The organism is Aeromonas sp. MTB (genome assembly GCF_056632455.1).
The window spans coordinates 1,803,497-1,823,624 of record NZ_CP147026.1 but is presented as its reverse complement, the minus strand read 5'-3'; the positions used below and the strand labels follow the sequence as shown (position 1 = coordinate 1,823,624).

General features: G+C 59.2%; 20 protein-coding genes, 1 tRNA gene and 1 pseudogene. 15 read left to right on the top strand and 7 right to left on the bottom strand.

Going from position 1 to position 20,128, the window contains the following annotated elements; genetic code table 11:
* Positions 1-58: 58 nt before the first annotated feature.
* Together WBR25_RS08385 and WBR25_RS08380 are read right to left on the bottom strand one after the other, a co-directional pair.
* Complete coding sequence (locus WBR25_RS08385; protein WP_042055621.1) at positions 59-1,624, bottom strand: AbgT family transporter; 1,566 nt, start codon at positions 1,622-1,624, stop codon at positions 59-61.
* A 143-nt stretch (positions 1,625-1,767) separates the two neighbouring features.
* A complete protein-coding gene (locus WBR25_RS08380; protein ID WP_013723827.1) occupies positions 1,768-3,720 on the bottom strand; it encodes a putative bifunctional diguanylate cyclase/phosphodiesterase in 1,953 nt (650 codons plus the stop codon).
* An 861-nt stretch (positions 3,721-4,581) separates the two neighbouring features.
* Here WBR25_RS08380 and WBR25_RS08375 point away from each other — a divergent pair.
* Genes WBR25_RS08375 through WBR25_RS08365 form a run of 3 tightly spaced genes read left to right on the top strand, consistent with a single transcriptional unit; the run spans position 4,582 to position 7,037 of the window.
* Positions 4,582-5,520, top strand: a complete 939-nt coding sequence (locus WBR25_RS08375; protein ID WP_005337171.1) for a LysR family transcriptional regulator — start codon at positions 4,582-4,584, stop codon at positions 5,518-5,520.
* Positions 5,521-5,574: 54 nt separating this feature from the next.
* Positions 5,575-6,597, top strand: coding sequence for a response regulator (locus WBR25_RS08370; RefSeq protein WP_157160969.1), 1,023 nt, complete (start codon positions 5,575-5,577; stop codon positions 6,595-6,597).
* A gap of 8 nt (positions 6,598-6,605) precedes the next feature.
* Positions 6,606-7,037: a PAS domain-containing protein gene (locus WBR25_RS08365; RefSeq protein WP_005337175.1), complete on the top strand. Its 432-nt coding sequence runs from the start codon at positions 6,606-6,608 to the stop codon at positions 7,035-7,037.
* Between the two features lie 89 nt (positions 7,038-7,126).
* Here the strand turns inward: WBR25_RS08365 and ltaE are convergent, their stop codons facing one another.
* From ltaE to WBR25_RS08350, 3 genes and pseudogenes are all read right to left on the bottom strand, one after another.
* A complete protein-coding gene (gene ltaE / locus WBR25_RS08360; protein ID WP_005351141.1) occupies positions 7,127-8,146 on the bottom strand; it encodes a low-specificity L-threonine aldolase in 1,020 nt (339 codons plus the stop codon).
* A 112-nt stretch (positions 8,147-8,258) separates the two neighbouring features.
* A pseudogene (locus WBR25_RS08355) lies at positions 8,259-8,959 on the bottom strand (SDR family oxidoreductase).
* A gap of 87 nt (positions 8,960-9,046) precedes the next feature.
* The gene (locus tag WBR25_RS08350) at positions 9,047-9,454 is read right to left on the bottom strand and encodes a helix-turn-helix domain-containing protein (protein WP_005351138.1); all 408 of its coding nucleotides are present in this window, start codon (positions 9,452-9,454) and stop codon (positions 9,047-9,049) included.
* A 147-nt stretch (positions 9,455-9,601) separates the two neighbouring features.
* Here WBR25_RS08350 and WBR25_RS08345 point away from each other — a divergent pair, with 147 nt between their 5' ends.
* Positions 9,602-10,501 (top strand): aldo/keto reductase, encoded by a 900-nt coding sequence (locus tag WBR25_RS08345; protein ID WP_279486983.1) that lies wholly within the window; start codon positions 9,602-9,604, stop codon positions 10,499-10,501.
* 79 nt (positions 10,502-10,580) lie between these two features.
* Here the strand turns inward: WBR25_RS08345 and WBR25_RS08340 are convergent, their stop codons facing one another.
* Together WBR25_RS08340 and WBR25_RS08335 are read right to left on the bottom strand one after the other, a co-directional pair.
* Positions 10,581-10,862, bottom strand: coding sequence for an RNA recognition motif domain-containing protein (locus tag WBR25_RS08340; protein ID WP_005337180.1), 282 nt, complete (start codon positions 10,860-10,862; stop codon positions 10,581-10,583).
* A 216-nt stretch (positions 10,863-11,078) separates the two neighbouring features.
* Positions 11,079-11,621, bottom strand: coding sequence for a hypothetical protein (locus WBR25_RS08335; RefSeq protein ID WP_058057416.1), 543 nt, complete (start codon positions 11,619-11,621; stop codon positions 11,079-11,081).
* A 106-nt stretch (positions 11,622-11,727) separates the two neighbouring features.
* Here WBR25_RS08335 and WBR25_RS08330 point away from each other — a divergent pair, with 106 nt between their 5' ends.
* The 11 genes from WBR25_RS08330 (at position 11,728) to WBR25_RS08280 (ending at position 20,017) form a co-directional block, all read left to right on the top strand.
* Positions 11,728-12,498 carry an amino acid ABC transporter ATP-binding protein gene (locus WBR25_RS08330; RefSeq protein ID WP_075115892.1) on the top strand — a complete coding sequence of 257 codons (771 nt, stop codon included), beginning with the start codon at positions 11,728-11,730 and terminating at the stop codon, positions 12,496-12,498.
* Positions 12,491-13,288 carry an amino acid ABC transporter permease gene (locus tag WBR25_RS08325; protein WP_279486982.1) on the top strand — a complete coding sequence of 266 codons (798 nt, stop codon included), beginning with the start codon at positions 12,491-12,493 and terminating at the stop codon, positions 13,286-13,288. Before WBR25_RS08330 ends, WBR25_RS08325 begins: the two co-directional genes overlap by 8 nt.
* Positions 13,289-13,290: 2 nt before the next feature.
* A complete protein-coding gene (locus WBR25_RS08320; protein WP_279486981.1) occupies positions 13,291-14,112 on the top strand; it encodes a transporter substrate-binding domain-containing protein in 822 nt (273 codons plus the stop codon).
* Entirely contained in the window at positions 14,112-15,017 is a 906-nt protein-coding gene (locus WBR25_RS08315) for an amino acid ABC transporter permease (RefSeq protein ID WP_279486980.1), read from the top strand. Before WBR25_RS08320 ends, WBR25_RS08315 begins: the two co-directional genes overlap by 1 nt.
* Positions 15,011-15,748: a penicillin-insensitive murein endopeptidase gene (mepA, locus tag WBR25_RS08310; RefSeq protein WP_323875675.1), complete on the top strand. Its 738-nt coding sequence runs from the start codon at positions 15,011-15,013 to the stop codon at positions 15,746-15,748. The genes WBR25_RS08315 and mepA overlap by 7 nt, the downstream gene beginning before the upstream one ends.
* Before the next feature lie 85 nt (positions 15,749-15,833).
* Positions 15,834-16,424 (top strand): LemA family protein, encoded by a 591-nt coding sequence (locus WBR25_RS08305; protein ID WP_167572572.1) that lies wholly within the window; start codon positions 15,834-15,836, stop codon positions 16,422-16,424.
* Positions 16,421-17,146, top strand: a complete 726-nt coding sequence (locus WBR25_RS08300) for a TPM domain-containing protein (protein WP_479749683.1) — start codon at positions 16,421-16,423, stop codon at positions 17,144-17,146. Before WBR25_RS08305 ends, WBR25_RS08300 begins: the two co-directional genes overlap by 4 nt.
* A 20-nt stretch (positions 17,147-17,166) precedes the next feature.
* Entirely contained in the window at positions 17,167-17,784 is a 618-nt protein-coding gene (locus WBR25_RS08295; RefSeq protein WP_005337196.1) for a TPM domain-containing protein, read from the top strand.
* Between the two features lie 145 nt (positions 17,785-17,929).
* Positions 17,930-18,017 (top strand) — tRNA-Ser (locus WBR25_RS08290).
* A 388-nt stretch (positions 18,018-18,405) separates the two neighbouring features.
* Positions 18,406-19,164: a flagellar motor protein gene (locus WBR25_RS08285; RefSeq protein WP_005351127.1), complete on the top strand. Its 759-nt coding sequence runs from the start codon at positions 18,406-18,408 to the stop codon at positions 19,162-19,164.
* Positions 19,142-20,017, top strand: a complete 876-nt coding sequence (locus WBR25_RS08280; RefSeq protein ID WP_120414068.1) for a flagellar motor protein MotB — start codon at positions 19,142-19,144, stop codon at positions 20,015-20,017. The genes WBR25_RS08285 and WBR25_RS08280 overlap by 23 nt, the downstream gene beginning before the upstream one ends.
* Positions 20,018-20,128: the final 111 nt, after the last annotated feature.

Genomic DNA, 20,128 nt, shown 5'->3' with positions numbered 1-20,128 from the left:
TGAGGTAACACCATAGCGAAAAAAACGAGGGAGCCCAAGGCTCCCTCGCACACCCAGCTTAAGGGGCCGGATAGACGTAAGGGGCTTGCAACCCGAGCGGGAAGCCGAGCGCCCAGTAGAGCAGCAGGAAAATCGTCCAGCTCACCAGGAAGGCAAGCGAGTACGGCAGCATCATGGAGACCAGAGTACCGATCCCGGTGCTCTTAACATACTGCTGGCAATAGACCACCACCAGCGGGAAGAAGACCATCAGCGGGGTGATGATGTTGGAGGCGGAATCCCCTACCCGATAGGCCGCCTGGGTCAGCTCGGGGGAGATCCCCACCGCCATCAACATGGGTACCAGGATCGGGCTGATCAGCGCCCACTTGGCGGAGGCCGAGCCGACTACCAGATTGACGCTGGCGGTGAGCAGGATCATCCCGACGATGGTCACTTCACCGGGCAGCGCCAGCGCATGAAGCACTTCGGCACCGGAGAGGGCCAGCAGGGTGCCCAGATTGGAGTCGCCAAACGCCTTGATAAAGAGCGCGCAGAAGAAGGCCATCACCATGTAGGAGCCCATCTTGTTCATGGTGGCCGACATGGCATCGATCACATCCTTGCCACTCTTGAAGCTGCCTGCGACAAAGCCGTAGACAATCCCGGGCAGGATAAAGAGCAGGAAGATGAGCGGCACTATGGACTTCATCACCGGTGCGGCGAAGGTGGTCAGGGAGCCATCGGCAGCACGCAGCGGTGAATCGCTCGGGGAGAGCGCCAGCGCCAGCAGCACGATAGCCGCCAGCATGGCAAACCCGGCCCAGTTGAAGGCCCGGCTCTCTTGCGCGCTGTAGCGCCCCATCTCGTCGGCACTCTCCAGATCCTCGTTGAGCGCCACGTGCTTGAGGCGCGGCTCCACCACCTTTTCGGTGACAAACCAGCCGACGCAGATGATCAGCAACGAAGAGGCACCGGTAAAGATGATGTTGCACAGGGTGTTGACCATGTAGTCAGGATCGAGCAACTGAGCGGCGGACTGGGTAAAACCCTGCAGCAGCGCATCCCCGCCGGAGGGCAGGAAGTTGGCGGCAAAACCGCCGGAAACGCCGGCAAAGGCAGCGGCGATCCCCGCCAGCGGATGGCGTCCGGCAGCGTGGAAGATGATGCCACCGATGGGGATCACCAGCACATAGCCCGCATCTGCGGCGGTGTGGCTGACGATCGCCACCAGGATCAGCATGGGAGTGAGAAAACGGGCAGGCGTCACTTTCAGCAACTTTTTCAGACCGGTATTGATAAAACCGGACTGCTCGGCCACCCCGACCCCGAGCATGGCTACCAGCACGATCCCCAGCGGGGCAAAGCCGGTAAAGGTGGTCACCATGGTGGAGAGAAACTCGGCCAGACCGGCACCGGTCAGCAGGTTGTTGACCACTACCGCCTCCCCGGTACGGGGGTTGACCAGATCAAACTGGAATTGTGACAACACCCAGGAGCCGACCCAGACGATCAGCAAGGCGTAGAGGAACAGCATGGCGGGGTCGGGTAATTTGTTCCCGGCTTTCTCGACGCCATTGAGGAAACGGTTCAGCCAACCTTTGGGAGGGCTGGCCGGACGGTCATTGACAGCAGCATGACTCATTATTGCGATACTCCTTTCCCTAGAAACGAGGTCGCATGCTAGCAACTCCAGCCAATCCGTCTCATGACCGATCGCAAAAGAATGATTAATTTTGATTAATTATTGCGGAATAAAATTCCAAGTTGTGGCCTAACGCACACTTGTTACTCTGCCATTACGGCATCTAGCAGTGGATAACGCCCGACCTGGCACTCCACCACGAAACCGCTCGCCTCGACTTGCGCCACAGTCAGCGGCTTGCTGAACAGATATCCCTGGAACACATGGCACCCCTGGGTCTGCAGTGCGGCCAGCTCGTGAGGCTCCTCCACCCCTTCCGCCATGATCCCCAACCCCAGATTGGTGGCCATGGCCGCAGTCGCCCGGATCACCGGCAAGTTGAGACCGACCACGAAGGAGCGATCCAGCTTGATGTTGTTGATCGGCAACCGGTTGAGATAGGCCAGCGAGGAGTAGCCGGTACCGAAATCATCGATGGCAATCTTGATCCCCTGTTCGCTCAAATCGTCGAGAATGCCGAGGCACCCCTTCATATCGAGCATCAGCACGGTTTCGGTCAGCTCCAGCGTCAACAGGGAGGCATCCACCCCGTGCAGCTCCAGCTGCTGGCGAACTTGCCCGGGCAGCGCCGACGAGAGCTGGAAACCGGAGAGGTTGACGGAGACCGGCACCCGCTGATGGAAGCGCTTCTGCCAGCTGGCGACCTGTGCCAGCGCGGTGGAGAGCACCCAGCTACCGATCTCGCGGATCAGCCCCATCTCTTCGGCCAGCGGGATAAATTCCACCGGCGACACATGGCCGAGCACCGGGTTGTACCAGCGCAGCAGTGCCTCGTAACCGATCAGACGCCGTTTGGCGGCATCGACCTGCGGCTGGTAACAGAGGCTCAGCTCCTGACGGCCGATGGCCTTGGCCAGAAACTGTTTGAGATTGAGCTTGCGCTGCAGGGTCTGTTGCATGCTGGGGGTGAAACGCTGCCAGCGCAGCCGCCCCATCTGCTTGGCCTGATACATGGCCATGTCGGCACGGGTGATAAGGTTGTCCCCGTCATCCGCATCATCGGGATAGATGGCAATACCGATGCTGCCGCCGATGGTCACCTCCGGCAGCCCGCTCAGTTGCAGCGGCTTGGTCATCTGGGAGAGCATCTGATCGGCCACCTCTTGCGCCCGATCCCCCTGATTGCCCAGCGGCACCAGTGCTGTGAATTCATCGCCACCGAGGCGAGCCAGCTCCACATCCCGCGGGCAAATCTGTTTGAGGCGACCGGCGACCCGCTCCAGTAGGCGATCTCCCGCCTTGTGGCCGTAGTTGTCGTTGACCAGCTTGAAGTTGTCCAGATCCATGAACACCAGCGCAAAACGCTCCCCCAGCCCGCAATAGGCCTCAAGGGATTTCATCAAGCCATACCGATTGAGCAGGCCGGTCAGGGAGTCGTGCCAGGCGAGGTGGCGATGCTCCAGCTCTTCGAGTTTGCGATCGGTAATATCCCGCATGGTGAGCAGAATACGGGCCCCCTGCTGGATATAGCGGAACTGATACTGGAACCAGCGCATCCCCTTGAGGGTACGGCACTCGCCCTCGGTCACCACTTCATCGAGACGGGAGAGCTTCTGGTAGAAGCTATCATCATTGCCGGAGAAAACTTGGGAGAGCTTGGCGATCTGGTGGCCGAAACACATTTCGAAGTGATAGTTGCCACTCTCGAACACACCATGGCTATCGAACAGGCAGGCAAGGGTATCGCCGGTTGCCAGCGAGGACTCCTGATAGAGGGTATCGGAGTCGAGCACCGCTTCGGTCATCATCATCAGCCGGCCAGCCAGTTGAATACCGGAGAGGCGCAGATAGATCTGCTTCTTGACCCCCTTTGGGGAGAGGGTCCACCACTCGTTGTAACTGCGCCCCTGCTGAAAATCACCCAGATAGCGCTGCAGCAGCAGATCGATGGCGGTTGCCATATCGGCAGAGAAGTCGCGGGAGCAGAGTTCGTCGAGAGACGTCGCCTCCCACACGGAGAGCGCGGCGCTGTTTGCCCAGAAAATATGGTGATGCTCGATGTCATAAACCCAGATCGGGGTATGCAGAACATCCATCGTCTTCAGTAACCGTTCGTCAAGCGTATTCATCTGGTCAAGGTCATTCATGCTGGATGGTCACTGGTTAACCGGAAAACAGATCTGGCAAACCGCTAGCTGCAGAATGCAAGGTGCAAATACCTCTCGGCCATTATCCCTTTTCACATAGCCAAGAGCGGACAAAACTATTTCAGATATCAACAACAGGGCAGCCTGTACGGCAATACTACAAAGGACTCAGCCAAGGACCCTGTTAATCCAGGCAAATCATATAGTCGATTTTTAACTTTTTTCCCCAGTAAAAACAAGCACTAAGAGCTATCCACTCGAGACCTTGAAAGAGCAATTGCATATTTGCTGCGATAAATTTGTTATTAACATTTAAATCAATGGTGGAAATAGTCATCACTCTCTGTCACAAAGCTTCCATTAATTAACCAAGCGGATGGATAAACAGCCAAAAAAACGCCAAAACGGACAAAAATAGTTCACTAAGGCGGAATTGATATACCCCAAATTCATTTTTCAACAGGCAATGAGCAAAACCCGAATATATGATCTGCATCACATTGGCAGTGGATGGCAAACCACCCCGGCTGAGTACGCAGAGCAACCCTGCGCCCTTCCATCAGGTTGCAATATCGGCCTTCGCCTGCGGTTATAGCGGAACAAATCAGGGAATATGGCAAACATCACTGCCGCAGTACCATTTGGCATCGTGCCGGAATAATCACCAGCTCGGGGAAACTGAGATGACGGGCGGGTGGAGAACTGGTATCAACAGAAATCGAATCCAGATCAATTAAACGCTGAATTAACCTTGCCAACCCGGAACGCTCTTTTTATGGTTGCCCCCTTGTTACACCCAGAACAGCGTTTATGAAGCACATCGAAGAGTTCTACCTGTTCGTCAAGGTGGTGCAAGAGGGAGGATTCTCCCACGCTGCAGCCGCACTGGGCATGCCAACAGGCACCATCAGTCGACGCATTTCCCAGCTGGAAGAGCAACTGGGTTGCTCCCTGCTACATCGCTCTACCCGCAAGCTCCGCCTTACCGATGATGGCCTCAGATACTACGAACGTCTCTGCACGCCACTCGCGCAAATCGAGCAGGCCACCAGCGAGATCCAGGGTCAAGAGGCCGATATCACCGGGCTTATCCGGATAGCGGCGCCGATCGCACTCTCCAACACCATCCTCATCGATATGCTGGCCGAATTCGGGCTGCACTATCCCGAGGTACAGTTCGATATCACCCAGACTAATGATCACCAGCACCTGTTCGACAATGATCGGGATCTGGTGTTCTTCAACGGTGAGCTGCCCCAGTCGCTGCCCAATGCGATCTGTCTCGGTCATATCGAGTACGGCCTGTTTGCCTCACCACTCTATTTGACCAAGAAGGGCACCCCCTCCCACCCCAACCAGCTGGAAGAGCACGATCTCATCTACTGCTGGCCTCACCAGCACTGGCAGCTGACCGACAAGGATGGCCAGAGCGTCTGCATCAAACGCAGCGCCAAACTGACCGTCAACCAGACCCAGGCCGCGGTACGCGCAGCCCGGCGTCATCTGGGGATCGTCAACGCCCCGCTGCACTATCTGAGCAGCTTCCTCCATGACGAGCAGCTGGTGCCGGTACTGACCGACTGGCAAACCGGCAATCGCCCCTTCTACATGTTGTGTTGCCAGCACCAGTTCGCTCCGTTGCGTGTTAAGATGTTCGTTGAATTTGTTGAAAAATACTCAGCACGCTATCGCAATCGGCAGTGGGACAACCAATTTTCACAAGGTGATAGCCTCACCCATTGCATCTGACCGTTAGCGGGCCACACTTATAGCATCCCTTGCCAACAGAGCCTGCCTAACGCCATGAATGTATTGATATGTGATGACTCCGGGTTCGCCCGCAAACAGCTGGCGCGGGCGCTCCCGGCCGACTGGAAAGTCGATTTGCACTACGCAGCCAATGGTCTCGAAGGGATCGAACAGGTGCTGATGGGTCATGGCGATCTCATCTTCCTCGATCTGACCATGCCGGAAATGGACGGTTACGGCGTGCTGGAGACCCTCCAACGGGAGGGTCTACGCAGTAAGGTGATCGTGGTCTCCGGGGATATCCAACCAGAGGCCTATCAACGGGTCATGGGGCTGGGGGCGCTCGATTTCATCAAGAAACCCGCCGCCCCAGAAACCCTGCTCGCCCTGCTCAAAAAGCATGATTTCTGGAGTGCCGCCCCGAGCGGTCAAGCAAGCGTCCCCGAACTGCAGCCAAACGGCGTTGTAGCCGATGCAGGCGTCAAGATCACCCCCGAAATCCGCGATGTCTATCAGGAGCTGGCCAACGTCTCCATGGGTCAGGCCGCCGACTTGCTGGCTCGTCTACTCAACGCCTTCGTGGTACTGCCTATCCCCAACGTCAACGTGCTGGAGGTCTCCGAGCTGCACATGGCCCTTTCGGCCGCTGCGGATTCAGATACCCTCTCCGCCGTCTGTCAGGGGTTTATCGGAGCGGGGATCGCCGGTGAAGCGCTGATCCTGTTCCATGACTCCAGCTTCAAAGATTTGGCCAAGCTGATGAACCATCAGGGGACGCTGGATCGCACCGCCGAACTGGAGCTGTTGATGGATACCGCCAACGTGCTGATCGGCGCCTTCCTGCGCGGCTACGCCAACCAGCTCGACACCCCCTTCAGTCAGGGGCACCCTGTGGTGCTCGGCCAGCACAGACCCATCAACGAGCTGATCAACACCAACAAGAGTCGCTGGCGCCGCACGCTCGCCATCGAGATCAACTACCGGATCCAGGATTACGCGGTGCAGTGTGATCTGCTGCTGCTGTTTACCGAAGATTCCATCGCCACCATGAACAACAAAATCATGCACATGCTCTAGGAGTGACTATGGAAATCCGTGAATTTCATTGGCTGATGAACATAGTCCAGAACCTGGACGTAGGCTTGGTTGTGCTCGACAAGGAGTACAAGGTACAGGTGTGGAACGGCTTTATGGAGAGCCACAGCGGCCGACTGGCCAGTGACGTGCGCGATGGCGTACTGTTCGAGCTCTTCCCCGATGTGGACAGAGCCTGGTTCGAACGCAAGGCCAACATGGTCTTCAAACTCAACAACCGCGCCTTCAGCACCTGGGAGCAGAAGCCCTATCTGCTGCGTTTCTCCAACTACCGCCCCATTACCGGCTCGGCCCCCCATATGTTCCAGAACCTGACCCTGGTGCCACTGGCCGATTTCGGCGGTCAAGTAACCCATATCGCGGTGATGATCTACGACGCCACCGATGAGGCCATGCTGATGAGCGGCCAGCGGCAGGCTTGAGCTTGCAGCAAATAACAGAGGGCGCCGCGGCGCCCTCTGTTATTTCGGTATGAACAGGTCTTGGTATAACCTCTACCTCACCAGCCGTCTCAACGCGCTCCGAGATACTCGGTGAAGGCGTCGATCACCTCTTCAATATCGTCATCGTTGATTTGCAGATGGGTCACCAGCCGCAGCTCGCCGTAACCGGAGAAGAGGATCCCCCTCTCCTTCATAAAGGCCAGCAAAGGGGCAGACTCCCCCTCACGCAGCCGCAGGAACACCATGTTGCTCTGCACCAGCGAGAGGTCGAGCTCGATGCCCGGCAGTGCAGCTAACCCTTCGGCCAGCCGTTTGGCACGGCGGTGATCATCGGCCAGGCGGGTCACATGCTGCTCGAGGGCAAACAGACCGGCTTGCGCCAGAATCCCCGCCTGACGCATGCCACCTCCCAGCATCTTGCGTAGGCGGCGCGCACGGGCGATGAAATCGTGGCTGCCCACCAGCAGCGAGCCCACCGGTGCGCCCAACCCCTTGGAGAGACAAATCGAGATGCTATCAAATGGAGCGGCGATCACCTCGACCGGGGTCTCGCTGGCCACGGCGGCGTTAAAAAGCCGTGCGCCATCGAGATGGAGCTTCAAGCCACGTTCAGCAACAAATGCCCCCATCTCCTGCAGATAGGAGAGCGGCAGCACTTTGCCGTTGTGGGTGTTCTCAAGGCAGATCAGGCGAGTCTGGACGAAGTGGGCATCATCAGGGGCCAGCGCAGCCTTGATATCATCGAATGCCAGCGTGCCATCGCGCTGCATCGGCAAGGGTTGCAGGGCTACGGAGCCCAGCACGGCACTCCCCTGCGCTTCATAGCGATAGATGTGAGCGGCGTTGCCGAGGATGGCCCCCTCACCGCGCTGACAGTGGCTCATCACCGCCAACAGATTGGACATGGTGCCGGACGGCACAAACAGCGCCGCCTGTTTGCCCAGCAATCTGGCCCCAAAGGCCTCCAGCGCGTTGACGCCCGGATCTTCACCATAGACATCGTCACCGACTTCGGCGTGGAGCATGGCTTGACGCATGGCGTCAGTAGGCTGGGTGACGGTGTCACTTCGTAAATCGATATAGCGCATGAGATCCCTCCTGAAACAGGAGAGTGACGTTAGCCATGCGCCCCTCGCTTGGCAAGGGGCGCATGAGCAGAATGTGAAGCCAATAGACGTCCATAGAACCCGCAGGCGGGATTTACCAAGGCAGCGGCTGACCGTTGAGATCCAGTAGCTGACCCGATTGGGTCAACGATAACCCCTTGATGAGATTGAGCAGTTTCACCGCCACCTCGGCAGGCTCCTGCAATTGCTCCGCAGGCAACTCGCTCAGAAAGGGGGTGTTCATCGGGGAGTCCATCAAGCCAGGCGCCACCGCCACCACCCCCGCTTGCGAGAAACGTTGCGCCCACTCGAGGGCCAGAGTTTTCACCCCCATGTCGAGGGCCGCCTTGCTCATCCGGTAGCTGTAACGTCCCCCTCCAGATTGGAGGTGATGGAGCCCGCCAGATCGGAGATGGCACAGAGCCACAGCGGATGGTCATTGCCCATCAACCGACTGAAACGGGCAGCCAGCGCCAGTGTTGGCCAGGCATTGGCCAGCAGGCTGTCGCACAGCCACTTGGGGTGCACCTCTTCGACCCGCCGCTCTGGCATAAAGCTGACATCGTGCAACAGGCCGATGGTGTTGATTACCACAGTGGGAAGCGGATCGGTGTCGTAGAGGGTAAACAGGGCGTCGAACGAGATGGCGTCCACCTCTTGCAGCGGGAAGAAAGCCCCCATCTCGATCCCTTTTGGATAGGTGCGCCCGGCCAGCAGGAAGGACTCCCCCCTTGCCATCAGCTCTCTTGCCAGCGCCGAGCCCAGCGCACCGCTTCCGAGGATCAAGTAGCTCATCGCCCATTCCATGGAGAGTTATCTTGCTTAGAGCGTATCAGAATAATCAACCAGCCGTGACACGACCAAAGGGTAATATACCCCTCATCACGCTTCCCCCAGATGGCGACCAAACTCCCGCGCCAGCGCCAAGTCGAGAAAACCGTCCGCTTTCTTGTGGGTGCGCAAAAACTGGTAATAGGCGAGCAGGGTGACCAGTGCCTCCTCATCGGGCAGCCCCACCCCGGGTTGCTGCTCGCCGAGCAGTAGCTGCGCCGCTGCCAGCGCCTCCCTGTCTACCACTTCCGCCTGACGGTAGAGATAACCGCAGCCGGTTGCCAGCCACTCCAGCGAGCAGTTGGCCCCCATGGCGATCTGGTTGGCCCGCGCCAGGCCAGGCTCGGCTCCCTTCAAATATTTGCGGATCAGCGCTTCACTGAGCCCAACCTTGCGGGCAAACGCGCTCACGCTCATCTCCCCGATCAGGCTCTGCAAGCGCTCGGCAAATCCTTCCATCCAACTCTCTCTCCTACTCTGCGATCAGAACCAAAGTTCGAATCATGCCATTGCCCATTATTGCTTTGCCAGCCACATGAGGCCAAGATGCCCGCAGTCATCTATGTTGCACATCGTTTTGGCATCGTGTTTTTCAAGGAGTCAACCATGTCTGTATCCCGTGTCGCCCTGCATCCGCAAGGCCCCACCTTCTCTCGCCTCATCATGGGTTACTGGCGCCTGATGGAGTGGCAGCTCTCTCCGGCCGCTCTGCTCGATCTGATGAAATATCATCTGGATCTGGGGGTCACCACCATCGATCACGCCGATATCTATGGTGGCTACCAGTGCGAAGAGGCCTTTGGTCACGCCCTGCGCCTCGAGCCTTCCCTGCGCAGCCGGATGGAGATTGTCACCAAGTGCGGTATCGCCCTCACCGCCAAGCCAGAACATGCTCTCAACCACTACAACACCGGCAAGGACCATATCATCGCCAGCGCCGAGGCCTCGCTGGGCAAGCTCGGCACCGACCATCTGGACCTGCTGCTGATCCACCGCCCGGATCCTCTGATGAACGCAGATGAAGTGGCCGACGCCTTTATCACTCTGAAACAGGCGGGCAAGATCAAGCACGCCGGGGTATCCAACTTCACCGCCCGTCAGTTCGAGCTACTGCAATCGCGCCTCCCCTTCCCGCTGGTCACCAACCAGCTGGAGATCTCGCCGCTTCATCAGGAAGGGACCCTCGATGGTACCCTGGATCAGTGCCAGCAGCTTGGCATCAAGCCGATGGCCTGGTCATGTCTCGGCGGCGGCCGACTGTTCAGCGATGACGCCTATGCCCCGCTGCGTGCCGAACTGGAGCAGATCCGTCAGGAAGTGAGCGCCCAGACTATCGAGCAGGTGGTCTACGCCTGGGTAATGATGCTGCCAAGCCAGCCGCTGCCATTGATTGGCTCCGGCAAGCGGGAGCGGATTGCTGCCGCCGTGGCCGCCGAATCTGTCGAGCTTAACCGCCAGCAGTGGTTCCGCATCCGCAAGGCGGCGCTCGGTTACGACGTCCCCTGATAACAGCAAAACATTCAGAAACAAAAACGGCATGGGGGAAACCCATGCCGTTTTTCATTGCCGAGATTGCCGAGGTACCTTAGCGGTGGCGCTGTTGCGGGCGACCACGGGGAGCATCTGTCTTCGGTTTGGCCTGGTTGACGGTGATGGTACGGCCACCGACTTCAGTGCCATGCAGACCAGCGATGGCCTTCTCGGCATCACCATTGACCGGCATTTCAATAAAACCAAACCCCTTTGACTGGCCGGTATCGCGGTCGATGATGATATCAACCTTGTCGACCTGTCCAAACTGGCTGAACAGGGTTTTCAGTTCGTCGGCCGTCATCCGGTACGACAGATTTCCTACGTAAATCTTCATGCCATCCACTCTCGATTCAAGGTGCCTTCTCTATGCAATTCCCAGCATAACGGTAAGGGCACAACCCCTATGCCGGACCTGCCATGGCTTCATGCCGTGGCCTTCTCCACACTGTCGTCAAGTGATTGATCTCTTGGGTTAACAGTGCAGACAAGATCAATTCGAGTCACTGGCAGTATCTGAGCTTTGCCGGGAATTGTCGAGAAAATAGTCGACTCAGGCCGATTGCAGATCTGACAACCGTTGCGCCAGCATCCGGCGACCGTGCCAGGCCCGTTTAAAGCCGAAGCGATAGACAGACGGGCTCACCAGATGGAGCTCCCCCGCCTTGAGATCCAGCAAGGCCATGGCCGCCGCCAGCTCCTCTTCACTCAGTTGCAGATCGAGGCTGAAGTCGAGCCACTGGCCGTCGTGGCCCACTCGCCGCTCCCGCTCGAGCGCCACCAGCTGGTTGCGGGGCAGCGCCAGCGCCTCATCCTTGTTGCCATTGAGCAGATAGATATGCTGTTCGTCCCACCCCAGCTCCGCCAGGCGCCAAGGCTGCCAGCTGCGGGGCAGCGACACCATGATCCCGGTGATGCCACCAAAGACCACGCCCACCCAGTTGAGCAGCGCCATGGCGCCCCAGCCATCCCACAAGGAGGCCGCCACCACGCCCCAACTCACCAGCAACAGCAGAAAAATGACGCAGCGATAGCGAACCGCTGGCGGCATCAACAGCTGCACCTGCGAACCGGCAAGCAAGGATGTAATACGCATGAAAAGCTCCTGTCATCACGAAATGGCGCCATTGTGAATAGCCATCAGGATGCTGACAAGGGGGTTTTCTTTGTCATCCCCCTATAAAATCAATACCATGGCGTAAATGATTCTCAGTGGAACCCGCTTCTTGACCAGCTCGCAACCCTGTGTGCGCTTTTGTGGCGTCGACAAATTCTATGGCGACTTTCAGGCTCTTCATCACATCGATCTCACCATTGAACGGGGAGAGAAGTGGGTCATCTGTGGCCCGTCAGGCTCGGGAAAATCGACCCTGATCCGCACCATCAACGGGCTGGAGGGGATCGACGACGGCCAGCTGTTCCTGTTTGGCGAGCCGGTGACCCCTTCCTACCTGCGCCGCCTGCAAGGCCGGGTTGGCATGGTGTTTCAGCAGTTCAACCTCTTCCCCCATATGACGGTGCTGGAAAACCTGATGGTGGCGCCGGTGCATACCCTGGGGTTGCGCCCCCAGGAGGCCAAAGCCCGGGCGCTCGGTCTGCTCGAGCGGGTGCGCATTCAGGCTCAGGCCGACAAGTACCCTCACCAGCTCTCCGGCGGCCAGCAGCAGCGGGTCGCCATCGCCCGCTCCCTCTGCATGCAACCGGAGCTGATGCTGTTTGACGAGCCCACCTCCGCCCTCGACCCCGAGATGATCCGCGAAGTGCTCGATGTGATCCGCGAGCTGGCTGACGAGGGGATGACCCTGATCTGCGTCACCCACGAGATGGGCTTTGCCCGTCAGGTGGCGGATCGGGTGCTCTTTATGGACGAGGGCAAGATCATCGAGTCGGCCCCGCCCGCCCAATTGTTCAACGCCCCTCGGCACCCGCGCACCCGGGCCTTCCTCGAACAGGTGCTCAGCTATCATGGCTAGGCTCAATCGCCCCCGCCTGCTCGGCTGGCTGTCAGGCACTGTGATGCTCTCTGCGCTACTCGGCTGGGCGCTCTATAGCGGCGCTCGCCAGATGGGCTATGAGTGGCAGTGGCCGCGGGTGTTGCCCTTTCTCGGCGAGTGGGATGAGGGAACCTTTTATGCCGGCCCCTTGCTAAACGGCCTGCTGGTCACTTTGCAGGTGGCGCTGCTCAGCCTGTTGGGCACGATGGCAGTCGGGGTGTGCGTGGTCAGCCTGCGGCTGCTCTCCTCCCGGCTCGGCCCCTGGCTAGCCATCGCCTATCTGGCGCTGGTGCGCACCACGCCCCAGCTGGTGCAGCTCTATATTCTCTATTTCTTGCTGGGCCCCATGCTGGGATTGGCCCCCCTTGCCTGCGCCGTGTTGAGCCTCTCCCTCTATCAGGGGGCCTTCACCGCCGAGGTGTTGCGTGCAGGTGTACAGGCCATTCCCAAAGGACAGTGGGAGGCGGCCCACTCTCTTGGCTTGTCGCGAACCATCACCCTGCGCAAGGTGATCCTGCCCCAGCTGGTGCGCATCACCTTGCCGCCGCTGACCAACGAGCTGGTCTCCCTTATCAAACATTCGGCGCTGGTGAGTGTGATCGCCATCTTCGATCTGACCAACGAAGGGCGTACTCTGGTTGCCGATACGTTTCTGACCTTTGAGGTGTGGTTTACCGTGGCTGCCCTCTATTTGCTGTTAACCCTGACGCTGTCAGCCTGTTCGCGGGCGCTGGCCCGTCACCTGAATCCGGATCAACAAGGACGCTAACCATGAATCTGTCATTCAAGACCACCCTGTCGGGCGCTGCCCTGCTACTGACAAGCCTGCTCACTCCGGCACAGGCACAAACTGCCCCCTCCGACACCCAGGCACAGATCGAGCAGAGCGGTACCCTGCGGGTCGGCATGTCCACCTTCGCCCCCTGGGCGATGCGCGACAAGCAGGGGGCCCTGATCGGTTTCGAGATTGACGTGGCCCGTCGCCTCGCCACAGATAACGGCTGGCAGGTAGAGTTCGTGCCTACCGCCTGGGATGGCATCATCCCCTCCCTGCTGGCGAAAAAATATGACGTCATCATCGGCGGCCTCACCATCACCCCCGAGCGTGAGAAGAGCGTGCGCTTCACCCAGGCCTACTCCCATTCGGGGGTGCAGCTGGCCGCCTCCAGCACCCTGGCCAAAGAGAAGAAAACCGTGGCGGACTTCAACCAGCGCGGGGTGATCCTGGCGGTACGTCGTGGCGCCTCACCGGTACAGGTGGCAAAAGAACACTTCCCCAAGGCCACCCTGCGCCAGTTTGATGACGAGTCACAGGTATTTCAGGAGGTGCTGAACGGCCGCGCCCACGGCGCCCTCTCCTCTTCCCCGAAACCCGAGCAAGAGGCGCTGCGCCACCCGGATGCCCTCTTTATGCCGTTTGCCGAGCCGTTGGCACAAGGCGATGAAGGCTTTGCCCTGCGCAAGGGGGATGATGCCCTGGCTGAACAGTTCAACGAGTGGATCGCCGCCCGTCAGGCCGATGGCTGGCTCAAGGCGCGCCATGACTACTGGTTCAAGTCGCTGGCGTGGGAAGCGCAGGTCGCCAATCCCTGATGCTGATTGCTCTAAAAGAGACCATCCGACGCATCATCCGTGGGGCATGTCGGAACATCAACTGGCTGGATGGGGCGATCGCCCTGATCCTGCTGCTGGCTGGCCTCTGGCTGGCCAGCCGCCTGCACATTGGAGTGGCCTATCAGTGGCGCTGGCATGAGGCCTTCGATCTGCTGTTCACCCCTGGCCCTCACGGCGAGTCGCCCTACTTTTTCAGCGGTCTGCTCACCACCTTGCGCATCGCCCTGCTCGGCATGGTGCTGGCGCTGCTGCTCGGCACTGCGCTGGGGGTAGCCGCCTTCAGCCGCAGCCCCTGGCTGGTGATGCCCGCGACCCTGTTTATCCAGCTGATCCGCAATCTGCCGCCGCTGGTCTTTATCTTCATCTTCTACTTCTTTATCGCCAACCAGCTGCTGCCTTCGAGCGGCCTCTCCCGCTGGCTCGGCACCGTATCACTCTCCCCGTGGCAAGAGGCGCTGTTTGGCCCACCCGCCCGCTGGGAGAACCTCATCTCAGGCACCCTCTGCGTTGGCATGATCAGCGCAGCCTTCGTCGCCGAGATTGTCCGCGCCGGGCTGGCCGCCATCCCCCGTGGCCAGTGGGAGGCGGCGCAGAGCCTCGGGCTCTCTCCCTGGGTGCGGCTGCGCCATGTGATCCTGCCGCAGGCCATGCTGCTGATGCTCCCCCCCCTCACCGGCCAGCTCATTGCGTTGGTGAAGGATACCGCCATCGTTTCCCTTATCTCGGTGCAGGAGCTCACCTTCGTCGGCACCGAGATGGCCAACTCCAGCGGACTGGTCTACGAGATCTGGCTGCTGGTGGCCGCGGCCTATTTATTTATATGTTTGAGTCTGTTCGTATTGCTGAGCCGACTCGAAGCAAAACAAGGAGCACGCACATGCTGACGTCCCTGTTGCTGGCGACCGTATTGCAAGCGGAAGCCATCGGCGGTTATGCCGCCGGTTGCCTGAAAAACGGCGTATCCCTGCCCCTCGAAGGGCCGGGTTATCAGGTGATCCGCACCAAGCGGCTGCGCTACTACGGCCACCCCGACCTCATCCACTACCTGCAAGCGCTGGCCAACCAGACCCGCATGGCCGGGCTGCCGGATCTCTACATCGCTGATCTGGCGATGGCCCGGGGCGGCCCCTTTACCTCCGGCCATCGCAGCCACCAGACCGGACTTGATGCCGATATCTGGTTTCGCATGGCCAACCGTCCCATCAGCAAGTGGGAGCAGGATGCCCCCAAGGAGTGGGCGCTGATCGACGAACCCAGCTACAAGATGTTGCCAGGCCGCTTTGGCCCCCAGCAGCTCACCCTGCTGCGGCTTGCGGCCAGCAAACCCGAGGTGGCCCGCATCTTCGTCAATCCGGTGATCAAATCCGCGGTCTGCCAACAGGCTGGTAACGAACCCTGGGTCGCCAAGCTACGCCCCTGGGTGGGCCACTTCAGCCACTTCCACGTGCGGCTGCGCTGCCCGGTGGGCAGCCCCGATTGTGAACCCCAGGCTCCCATTCCGCCCGGCAATGGCTGTGGGGAAGAGCTGGCATCCTGGCTAAAAGACAAGCCCCAGCTGCCCAAGGTCTCCGGTATCAACAAGCGACCTGAGCTACCTGTGCGTTGTGGCAACTGACCCCAAGCTGGTATGGTGGTGCACTCTTGGTCGTACACCATCCATGGCGCACTATCGACTCGAAATACCAAAGGAGAACAACGAGATGGCCACATCACTCTGGCGCAGAACCACGCAGAGCCTGTTGACCCTGACCCTGCTGCTCGGCATGACCGGCTGCGGCATGAACAACATTCCGACCCTGGATGAGCAGGTCAAGGCGAGCTGGGGGCAGGTGGAGAACCAGTATCAGCGCCGCGCCGACCTCATTCCCAATCTGGTCGCCACCGTCAAGGGCTACGCCAGCCATGAGCAGGAGACCCTCAAGGCGGTCACCGATGCCCGCGCCCGGGTCGGCAGCGTGCAGGTGAGCGATCCTGCCCAGCTCAAGGAGTTTGAAGCGGCGCAGAACCAGCTCTCCAGCGCCCTCTCCCGCCTGATGGTAGTGGTAGAACGCTACCCCGAGCTGAAAGCGGATCAGCAGTTCCTTGCCCTGCAGGCCCAGCTGGAAGGAACCGAGAATCGCATCTCGGTGGCACGCCGCGACTATATCGAGGCGGTGCGCCAGTTCAATACCGAGATCCGCACTTTCCCCGGCGTTATCTGGTCCAAGCTGCTCTACTCGGATCTGGAAGCCAAACCCAGTTTCAGTGCCAAACCCGGTGCCGATGAGGCGCCCAAGGTCAGCTTCCAATGAAGATGATGCTGCGCTGGTTTCTTCCCTGTCTGCTGCTCTGGGCCACTGCCCTGCAAGCGGCGCCGGACTTCCCGACGCTGAGCGGACGGGTGGTGGATGAAGCCAGTCTGATGTCCCGCAAACAGGCCCATCAACTGACCCAGCAACTGGCGGCCTTTGAAAAACGCAGCGGCATCCAGCTGGTGGTGGTCTCTGTCGACAGCCTCGATGGGGAGACTATCGAGGAGTACGGCTACCAGCTCGGTCGCCACTGGGGGATCGGCCAGAAAGGCAAAAACAATGGCGTGCTGTTGCTGATCGCCCAGGATGAGCGCAAGGTGCGGATCGAGGTAGGCTATGGATTGGAAGGCGCCCTGCCCGACGCCATCGCAGCCAACATCATCCATGGCCGCATCCTGCCCGCCTTCAAGCGCGGCGATATGGTGGCCGGGATCATGGCGGGCAGCCAGAGCATCATGAAGGCACTCGCCGGAGAATATCAGCCGGTCGAGCAGCCAAAGAGCGACAACGGTGGCGGCCCCTGGCTGTTTATTCTGGTGGTGATTGCGATGATCGTACTCCACAACCTGCGCGGGGGGGGTGGCGGTGGGCCGGGAGGACGACGTCGGTCGTCCTACATGGCCGGTGGATTGGGTGCCGGCTCCTTTGGTGGTCGCTCCGGCGGCGGATTCAGCGGTGGCGGCGGCAGTTTTGGCGGCGGCGGAGCCTCCGGTGGCTGGTAACAGGAGTAAAGAGACAAATCATGATTTCTAAACAGTTCTTCCACACGCTTCAGGCAAAGGTGCGCGAAGCGGAGCTAGAGACTGATGCTGAACTGGTCACCGTGCTGGCCCCGGCCAGCGATGGCTATCGCTACATTCCCACCCTCTGGGCGGCGCTGCTGGCGATGCTCACCCCGCTGCTGGTGTTCCAGCTCGGCTTCTGGCTAGGCTGGTACGAAATCCTGCTGGTGCAGTGGTCGGTCTGGCTGCTGCTGAGCCTGCTGTTCCACTGGACCCCCATCAAGATGCGGCTCATCCCGAAGAAGGTTCGCCAGCACCGGGCGGCCCTGATGGCTCGCCTGCAATTTGTCGAGCAGGGGCTGCACCGCACCCGCGACCGGCTCGGGGTGCTGATCTTCGTCTCGGCCGCCGAGCACTATGTAGAAATACTGGTGGATGACGGCATCGCCCAGCATATCGACAACGGCCAGTGGCAGGAGATCATCGACGACTTCGTGGCGCGAGTGCGCAACAAGGAGATCGAACAGGGTTTTCTGGAGTGCGTGGAGCGCGTTAGCGCCATTCTGACCGATGCCTTCCCGGCCACCCGAGATCAAAACGAGCTGCCGGACAGTCTGATCATCCTCGACAAGCCCTGATCCGGTTTAAAAAACCGGCATTCTGCGCAAGGGTTAGGCATTCGGAAAAGATTATGAAAAATAAGGGGAAAAGAGGTTGACCCACACAGCCCTTTCCCCTAAATTACGCCCCGTTCCAGCGCAACAGCGCAGCGAACGAAAATTTGGTGAGGTGTCCGAGTGGCTGAAGGAGCACGCCTGGAAAGTGTGTATACGGCAACGTATCGAGGGTTCGAATCCCTCCCTCACCGCCAAATTTAAAAAAACCGACCTCAGGGTCGGTTTTTTGCTTTCCGGCAAACGCAAACACCTATGCCGACAAGTGAGCCAGAGCCACGCAGTGGCAGATCATCCACGCACTCATCCCCCAGTTTGCAAAGCTCTGATGGAACATCACCGCTTTTCGTATTGCCAGCTCCCGCCCCCTACCTTGCTTTTGTGATTGCCCCACCCGACAAGCGTTCCTTCCTGTCACAACAGGAACAACAAGATGATTGCAATGCCATCTTATGGCCGCAACACGCCTTCTTTTATGGACGTTACCCAGCGCCCATTAATTGCTCAGCGATTGGATTTCATTTTGAAAAACTGATACTTAAGTAGCTACACTAGCCATTATCAACATGCAGGGACGTGTAAAAAATGAGCTTGATTGGCTTGGTACTGGCGTTGATCGCCATCCTTGGCGGCAACATGATCGAGGGTGGTCATCCCAGTGCACTGCTCGATCTGCCCGCATTTCTTATCGTGATCGGCGGTACCATAGGTGCTGCGCTGACCCAGTTCCCGTTCTCCGTTGTCGGCAGCACCATGAGGCGTTTCAAATGGCTGCTCTCCCCCCTCAAACTCGACCTGCTGGAACAGGCACAGTTGCTGGAGACCCTGGCAGGCAACGCCCGCCGCAGCGGTATGCTGGCGCTGGAAGGGATGATCGAGGAGATCAAGGATCCCTTCCTGAAGAAAGGGGTGCAGATGATGGTCGATGGCTACGAGAAGGCCAAAATCCACGAGGTGCTGGAGAACGAGATCGAATTTGAACAGGAAGATCTCGAACAGACGGTCAAATTCTATGAAGCCATGGGCGGCTACTGCCCGACCATGGGGATCGTCGGGGCGGTATTTGGCCTGATCCACGCCATGGGTCTGCTGGATGCCCCCGACAAGCTGGGCGGCGCCATCGCGGTGGCCTTTATCGCCACCATCTACGGGGTATCCGCCGCCAACCTGATCTTCTTGCCGTTCGGCAACCGCTACAAAGGGTTTGCCCACCAGATCCGCCACTACAAGGAGATGACCCTGACCGGCATTCTCTGCATCGTGGATGGCGAATCCCAAGCGCGCCTGCAAGTTACCCTCGAACCTTATCTGGGAGGTCACGGTGGCCAAAAAGAAAAAGGCTGAAGCACCGGAGAACCACGAACGCTGGCTGGTCTCCTATGCCGACTTCATGACCCTGCTGTTCGCCCTGTTTGTGGTGCTCTACTCCTTTGCCATGGCAAAGCAGTCCGAAACCCGGGTGCTTATCCAGGGCTTTATCGAGTCGCTGGGTAAAATCGGCCTCATCTCCCCGCCTGCCGGCTCACCTTTGATGCAGGGAGGCACAGGGATTCTCGAGCCAGAATCAAAAACTACGCCGAGCAGCCCGAAAGAGGAGACTGTGCTGGAGAAAGATGCCCCCATGGCGGCATCGGACCCCTTCAACGAGACCATAGGTGCCTCGGAAAAACCGAGCGCCACCGAAGCCTGGCCCCACAAGACCCAGGAGCAGGAGTGGGTGCAGGTGACCAAGCAGAAGCTGGAGCAGCAGCTAAAGGCCCAGATTGAATCGAAGGATCTGGAGGTCGAGCAGCTTGGCAGTCAGCTGGTGATCCGCATCGGCGAGAAGGCGCTGTTTCCCGCCGATTCGGCGTTCCTGCAGCCCCAGTTCATCCCGCTGGTCAACAAGATCGCCGGAATTTTGGCCAACATCCCGGGGCAGGTAGTGGTCACCGGTCATACCGACAACTCCCAAGCGCCGGTGGAGCTCTATCGCAACAACTGGGAGCTCTCTGTGCTGCGGGCCTCCTCCATCGTGCAGACCATGCTGACCAATCCCCAGCTGGATGCCAGACGAATCATCGCTCAGGGTGTTGCCGACACTCAACCCCGCTTTGCCAATGACACCCCCGAACATCGCCAGGCGAACCGCCGGGTCGATATCACCCTCTCCCAGGGCAAGGCCGCAGAAGAGTCGCTGCAACTGCTCAAGCCCTGATCCCCCCGCTCCCGCTTCACGCGGGAGCCTCTTTTTAAAAACAAATAACTCAATAATATCAATACCATAAGATCTTAATGATAATGATTGCCATTTATTGTCAAGTGGTCA

What these genes read in the sequence shown, in the direction of transcription:
- WBR25_RS08385 (WP_042055621.1), bottom strand. Translation starts at nt 1,624, where the DNA reads ATGAGTCATGCTGCTGTCAATGACCGTCCGGCCAGCCCTCCCAAAGGT.
- WBR25_RS08380 (WP_013723827.1), bottom strand. Translation starts at nt 3,720, where the DNA reads ATGGATGTTCTGCATACCCCGATCTGGGTTTATGACATCGAGCATCAC.
- WBR25_RS08375 (WP_005337171.1), top strand. Translation starts at nt 4,582, where the DNA reads ATGAAGCACATCGAAGAGTTCTACCTGTTCGTCAAGGTGGTGCAAGAG.
- WBR25_RS08370 (WP_157160969.1), top strand. Translation starts at nt 5,575, where the DNA reads ATGAATGTATTGATATGTGATGACTCCGGGTTCGCCCGCAAACAGCTG.
- WBR25_RS08365 (WP_005337175.1), top strand. Translation starts at nt 6,606, where the DNA reads ATGGAAATCCGTGAATTTCATTGGCTGATGAACATAGTCCAGAACCTG.
- ltaE (WP_005351141.1), bottom strand. Translation starts at nt 8,146, where the DNA reads ATGCGCTATATCGATTTACGAAGTGACACCGTCACCCAGCCTACTGAC.
- WBR25_RS08350 (WP_005351138.1), bottom strand. Translation starts at nt 9,454, where the DNA reads ATGGAAGGATTTGCCGAGCGCTTGCAGAGCCTGATCGGGGAGATGAGC.
- WBR25_RS08345 (WP_279486983.1), top strand. Translation starts at nt 9,602, where the DNA reads ATGTCTGTATCCCGTGTCGCCCTGCATCCGCAAGGCCCCACCTTCTCT.
- WBR25_RS08340 (WP_005337180.1), bottom strand. Translation starts at nt 10,862, where the DNA reads ATGAAGATTTACGTAGGAAATCTGTCGTACCGGATGACGGCCGACGAA.
- WBR25_RS08335 (WP_058057416.1), bottom strand. Translation starts at nt 11,621, where the DNA reads ATGCGTATTACATCCTTGCTTGCCGGTTCGCAGGTGCAGCTGTTGATG.
- WBR25_RS08330 (WP_075115892.1), top strand. Translation starts at nt 11,728, where the DNA reads ATGATTCTCAGTGGAACCCGCTTCTTGACCAGCTCGCAACCCTGTGTG.
- WBR25_RS08325 (WP_279486982.1), top strand. Translation starts at nt 12,491, where the DNA reads ATGGCTAGGCTCAATCGCCCCCGCCTGCTCGGCTGGCTGTCAGGCACT.
- WBR25_RS08320 (WP_279486981.1), top strand. Translation starts at nt 13,291, where the DNA reads ATGAATCTGTCATTCAAGACCACCCTGTCGGGCGCTGCCCTGCTACTG.
- WBR25_RS08315 (WP_279486980.1), top strand. Translation starts at nt 14,112, where the DNA reads ATGCTGATTGCTCTAAAAGAGACCATCCGACGCATCATCCGTGGGGCA.
- mepA (WP_323875675.1), top strand. Translation starts at nt 15,011, where the DNA reads ATGCTGACGTCCCTGTTGCTGGCGACCGTATTGCAAGCGGAAGCCATC.
- WBR25_RS08305 (WP_167572572.1), top strand. Translation starts at nt 15,834, where the DNA reads ATGGCCACATCACTCTGGCGCAGAACCACGCAGAGCCTGTTGACCCTG.
- WBR25_RS08300 (WP_479749683.1), top strand. Translation starts at nt 16,421, where the DNA reads ATGAAGATGATGCTGCGCTGGTTTCTTCCCTGTCTGCTGCTCTGGGCC.
- WBR25_RS08295 (WP_005337196.1), top strand. Translation starts at nt 17,167, where the DNA reads ATGATTTCTAAACAGTTCTTCCACACGCTTCAGGCAAAGGTGCGCGAA.
- WBR25_RS08285 (WP_005351127.1), top strand. Translation starts at nt 18,406, where the DNA reads ATGAGCTTGATTGGCTTGGTACTGGCGTTGATCGCCATCCTTGGCGGC.